The following is a 3709-nucleotide window of genomic DNA, read 5'->3' as shown; positions in this document are numbered from 1 at the left end:
GCGGCGTGTTGCTGCTGGCCAGCAACGTTCACGGCAGCGAGCATCTGCGCGACCTGCTGATCGGACAGATTCTCTGGGTGCAGCCGAGCCGGCTGCTGTGGCACGCCGTGGTCTACATGGTGATCCTCGTGCTCTGGTTCGGCTGGCGCGAACGCTTGGGACGCGCCGGCTTTTATGGGTTGTTCGCCATCGCCGTCACGGTATCCGTGCAACTGGTCGGTCTGTATCTCGTTTTCGCGACGCTGATCGTTCCGCCGCTGGCGACCCGGCGCATGCTGCAGGGCCGGCTTGCTGCTGCCTGGCTGCTCGGCATCTTCGCTTACGCCAGTGGACTGCTGGTGTCGACGGCACTCGATCTGCCGAGCGGTCCGACCATCGTCTGGCTGATGGCGGCCCTCGCGCTGGGGGGATACGCAGTCTCCACACAACTGATCAAGGAATCTCTACCATGAACCGCTTACCCTGCCTCTTCATCGCCAGCGTCTGTCTGTGGCCGCTTTCCGCCGCTGCCGGCGAACCCGCCGCCCACGTGCATGGTGCCGCCAGCCTGCAGGTGGCCATCGACGGCAAGAACCTGACGCTGAACCTCGAAAGCCCGCTCAACAACTTCGTCGGTTTCGAACACGCGCCCCGTACCGAAAAGCAGAAAGCCGCCGTGCGTGCAATGGCTGAACGCCTCAATCAACCGGCCAGCCTGTTCATCGCCTCGCCGGCCGCCGCCTGCACACCGCTGTCGGTGAAACTGGAATCGCCGGTGCTGGAGCCGACGAAGCCGTCCGCCGGTGACGGCCATGCCGACCTCGATGGCGAGTTCGTTTTTCGCTGCGAGCATCCCGAAGCCCTGCGTGCGCTCGAAGTCGGTCTGTTTCAGGCTTTCCCGAGGCTGCAGCGAGTTGACGCGCAGGTGGCGGGGCCACGCGGACAATCGGCTGTCCGACTCTCGCCACAGCAACGGCGCATCGCCTGGTAGGCCGGAATGACGTCGGAAACCGTCATCGAGATCGAGAACCTGCGCTTCCGCTGGTCGCGGGGAGGTGAATTCTGCCTCGAAATTCCGGCCTTCGAGGTCCGTGCAGGCGAGCGCATTTTCCTTTATGGACCGAGCGGCAGCGGCAAGAGCACCCTGCTCGGGCTGTTGGGCGGCGTGCTGGTGCCCGAGCTTGGGCGGATCAGGCTGCTCGGCAGCGAGTTGACACGCCTCAAGCCCTCGGCGCGCGACCGTTTTCGCGCCGACCATGTCGGTCTCGTCTTTCAGCAGTTCAATCTCATTCCCTATCTTTCGGTAGTCGATAACGTTCTCCTGTCATGCCGCTTCTCGGCGCGCCGACGCGCGCGCGCGATGGCGGCCGGTGGCTCGCTGCACGACGAGGCTGCGCGCTTGCTGGCCCACCTTGATCTTGAGGAGGCGCTGCACCGACAGGGCGTCACGCGCCTGAGCGTCGGCCAGCAGCAGCGCGTGGCAGCAGCGCGCGCGCTGATCGGACGCCCGGAGATCGTCATTGCCGACGAACCGACCTCGGCCCTCGACGCCGAGCGGCAGGCAGCCTTCCTCGCGCTCCTCGCTGGCGAGTGCCGGGCGGCGGGCAGCACATTGCTCTTCGTCAGTCATGACCGGCGGCTCGCCGTGGGTTTCGACCGCGAGCTCTCGCTGGCGTCGATCAGCCCGGCCTGCGGCGAAGGGAGAGCCGCATGAGTCCGCTCCTCCTGCTGGCCGCGCGCAGCGCCTGGAACCGGCGCCTGACGCTGGGCATGACGCTGATCGCCGTGGCCCTCAGCGTCACCCTGCTGCTCGGCGTCGAGCGCGTGCGCCACGAAGCGCGCAACAGCTTTGCACAATCGGTTGCCGGCACCGACCTGGTCGTCGGCGCCCGCACTAGCCCGGTGCAGTTGATGCTCTACGCCGTCTTTCGCCTCGGCGAAGCCACCCACAACATCCGCTGGCAAAGCTACCGCGCGATCGCCGAGAATCCGGCCGTCGCCTGGTCGATCCCGCTGTCGCTGGGCGATTCGCATCACGGCTTCCCGGTCATCGGCACTTCGTCGGCCTACTTCGAACACTTTCGGTACGGGGATGCGCAGGCCCTCGCTTTCTCGGCAGGCAAGCCGTTTGCAGAGATCTTCGATGCCGTGCTTGGCGCCGAGGTGGCTGCACGTCTGGGCTACCGTCCCGGCAATCGGATCGTCCTCAGTCACGGCATGGGCGACGTCAGCCTGGCCGAACACACCGACAAGCCGTTCACGGTGGTCGGCATCCTCGCCCCAACCGGAACGCCGGTGGACCGCAGCGTCCATATCAGCCTCGAAGCGATGCAGGCCATCCACCTCGACTGGCAGGGCGGCGCGCCCTTGCCGGGCCTGTCGATCCCCGCCGAATACGTACGCAAGTTCGATCTGACGCCGCAGGAAATCACTGCCGTGCTGGTGGGACTGAAAAGCCGCGCGGCGGTGTTCAAGGTGCAGCGCGACCTCAACACCCGTTCTGCCGAGCCCCTGCTGGCGGTACTGCCGGGCGTCGCGCTCGATCAGCTCTGGCAGGTGGTCGGCATCGCCGAGCGAACCTTGCTCGCCGTCTCGGCGATGGTCGTGGCGGTCGGTCTGGCCGGGCTGGTGGCAGTCGTCCTCGCCGGCCTCGGTGAACGACGGCGCGAACTCGCCATCCTCCGTTCGGTGGGCGCGCGGCCGAGCGAAATCTTTGTCCTGCTGACTGCGGAAGGCCTGTTCGTCACCGTCCTCGGCGCGCTGCTCGGAGCCGCCCTGCTGGCCCTGCTGACCGCGCTGCTGGGCCCGCTCGCGCAGGCGCATTACGGGCTGGCAATCCGCGCCCGCTGGATTTCGTCCGATGAACTGGCCCTCCTCGGCGCCGTCGTCGCCGTTGGCCTGGTCGCCAGTCTGCTGCCGGGCTACCGTGCTTACCGAATTTCTCTGGCCGATGGCCTGACTCCCCGCCTGTAAAGGACCCCCCGCATGCGAATCCTTGCGTTCTTTTCTGGCCCGATCGCGGCCGTGGCCAGTCTTGCGCTGCTAACCGCCTTGTCCTTGAGCCTTGCCGGCAGCGCCTGCGCTGCCGATGCGCGCAGCGATTATCGTGTCGGCGATCGCCTGTCGCCATCGAAATCGGCCAGCGCGCCCGCGGCGGTTTACCAGGAGACGCCGTGGGACGCACTGGTCCCCAAGGAGTGGGACCCCCAGCAGGCTTTCAAGGGGCTCGACCTGCGCACGCTCAAGGATTCCGACCCGCGCGCCATGGAGGCACTGCAGCGGCTCCGGGAAAGCTGGGACAACGCCCCCGTCGAGCAATCCCTGCGCGGTCAGCGCATCCGCATCGCCGGCTTCATGGTAGTGCTGGAAAAGAAGGGCGACGAGGTTTCCGAGTTCCTGCTCGTCCCCTATTTCGGCGCCTGTATTCACGTGCCGCCACCGCCCGCCAACCAGATCATCCATGTGATCCTCGCCAAACCGCTGAAAGGCCTGCAGAGCATGGCCGCGGTGTGGGTCAGCGGGGCACTGGCCATCGCCCGTTCCGACTCGCCCTGGGGCGCTTCCGGATACCGGATGCAGGGCGAACTGGTCACGCCCTACAGCAAACCCTGACGAAACGGGGAGGGTGGCGGCTCAGAAGAGTTCGACGTTCGACGGTTTACTGGCCGGCGCCGGCGCAGCGGCTGGAGTGGGCGCCTTGCGGACGGTGGCGGGCGGCTTCGGGCTGCGC

At 66.9% G+C, this 3709-nt stretch carries 5 protein-coding genes; all 5 read left to right on the top strand.

Features of this window, described 5'->3' with window-relative positions; all coding sequences use genetic code 11:
• The coding region (locus CAPSK01_RS21775; protein WP_034923042.1) for a metal ABC transporter permease at window positions 1-452 on the top strand (452 nt) is incomplete at its 5' end.
• The gene (locus tag CAPSK01_RS04260; protein ID WP_034923040.1) at window positions 449-970 is read left to right on the top strand and encodes a DUF2796 domain-containing protein; all 522 of its coding nucleotides are present in this window, start codon (window positions 449-451) and stop codon (window positions 968-970) included. The genes CAPSK01_RS21775 and CAPSK01_RS04260, both read left to right, overlap by 4 nt.
• Window positions 971-976: 6 nt before the next feature.
• Window positions 977-1693 (top strand): ATP-binding cassette domain-containing protein, encoded by a 717-nt coding sequence (locus CAPSK01_RS04255; RefSeq protein WP_034923034.1) that lies wholly within the window; start codon window positions 977-979, stop codon window positions 1691-1693.
• Window positions 1690-2952 (top strand): ABC transporter permease, encoded by a 1263-nt coding sequence (locus CAPSK01_RS04250; RefSeq protein ID WP_034923026.1) that lies wholly within the window; start codon window positions 1690-1692, stop codon window positions 2950-2952. Before CAPSK01_RS04255 ends, CAPSK01_RS04250 begins: the two co-directional genes overlap by 4 nt.
• A gap of 12 nt (window positions 2953-2964) precedes the next feature.
• Entirely contained in the window at window positions 2965-3591 is a 627-nt protein-coding gene (locus tag CAPSK01_RS04245) for a DUF3299 domain-containing protein (protein ID WP_273703067.1), read from the top strand.
• Window positions 3592-3709: the final 118 nt, after the last annotated feature.

Source organism: Candidatus Accumulibacter vicinus (assembly GCF_000584955.1).
In the GTDB taxonomy this organism is placed as follows: domain Bacteria; phylum Pseudomonadota; class Gammaproteobacteria; order Burkholderiales; family Rhodocyclaceae; genus Accumulibacter; species Accumulibacter vicinus.
The sequence above is the reverse complement of the archived record's forward strand: the minus strand, read 5'-3'. Positions and strand labels throughout refer to the sequence as shown.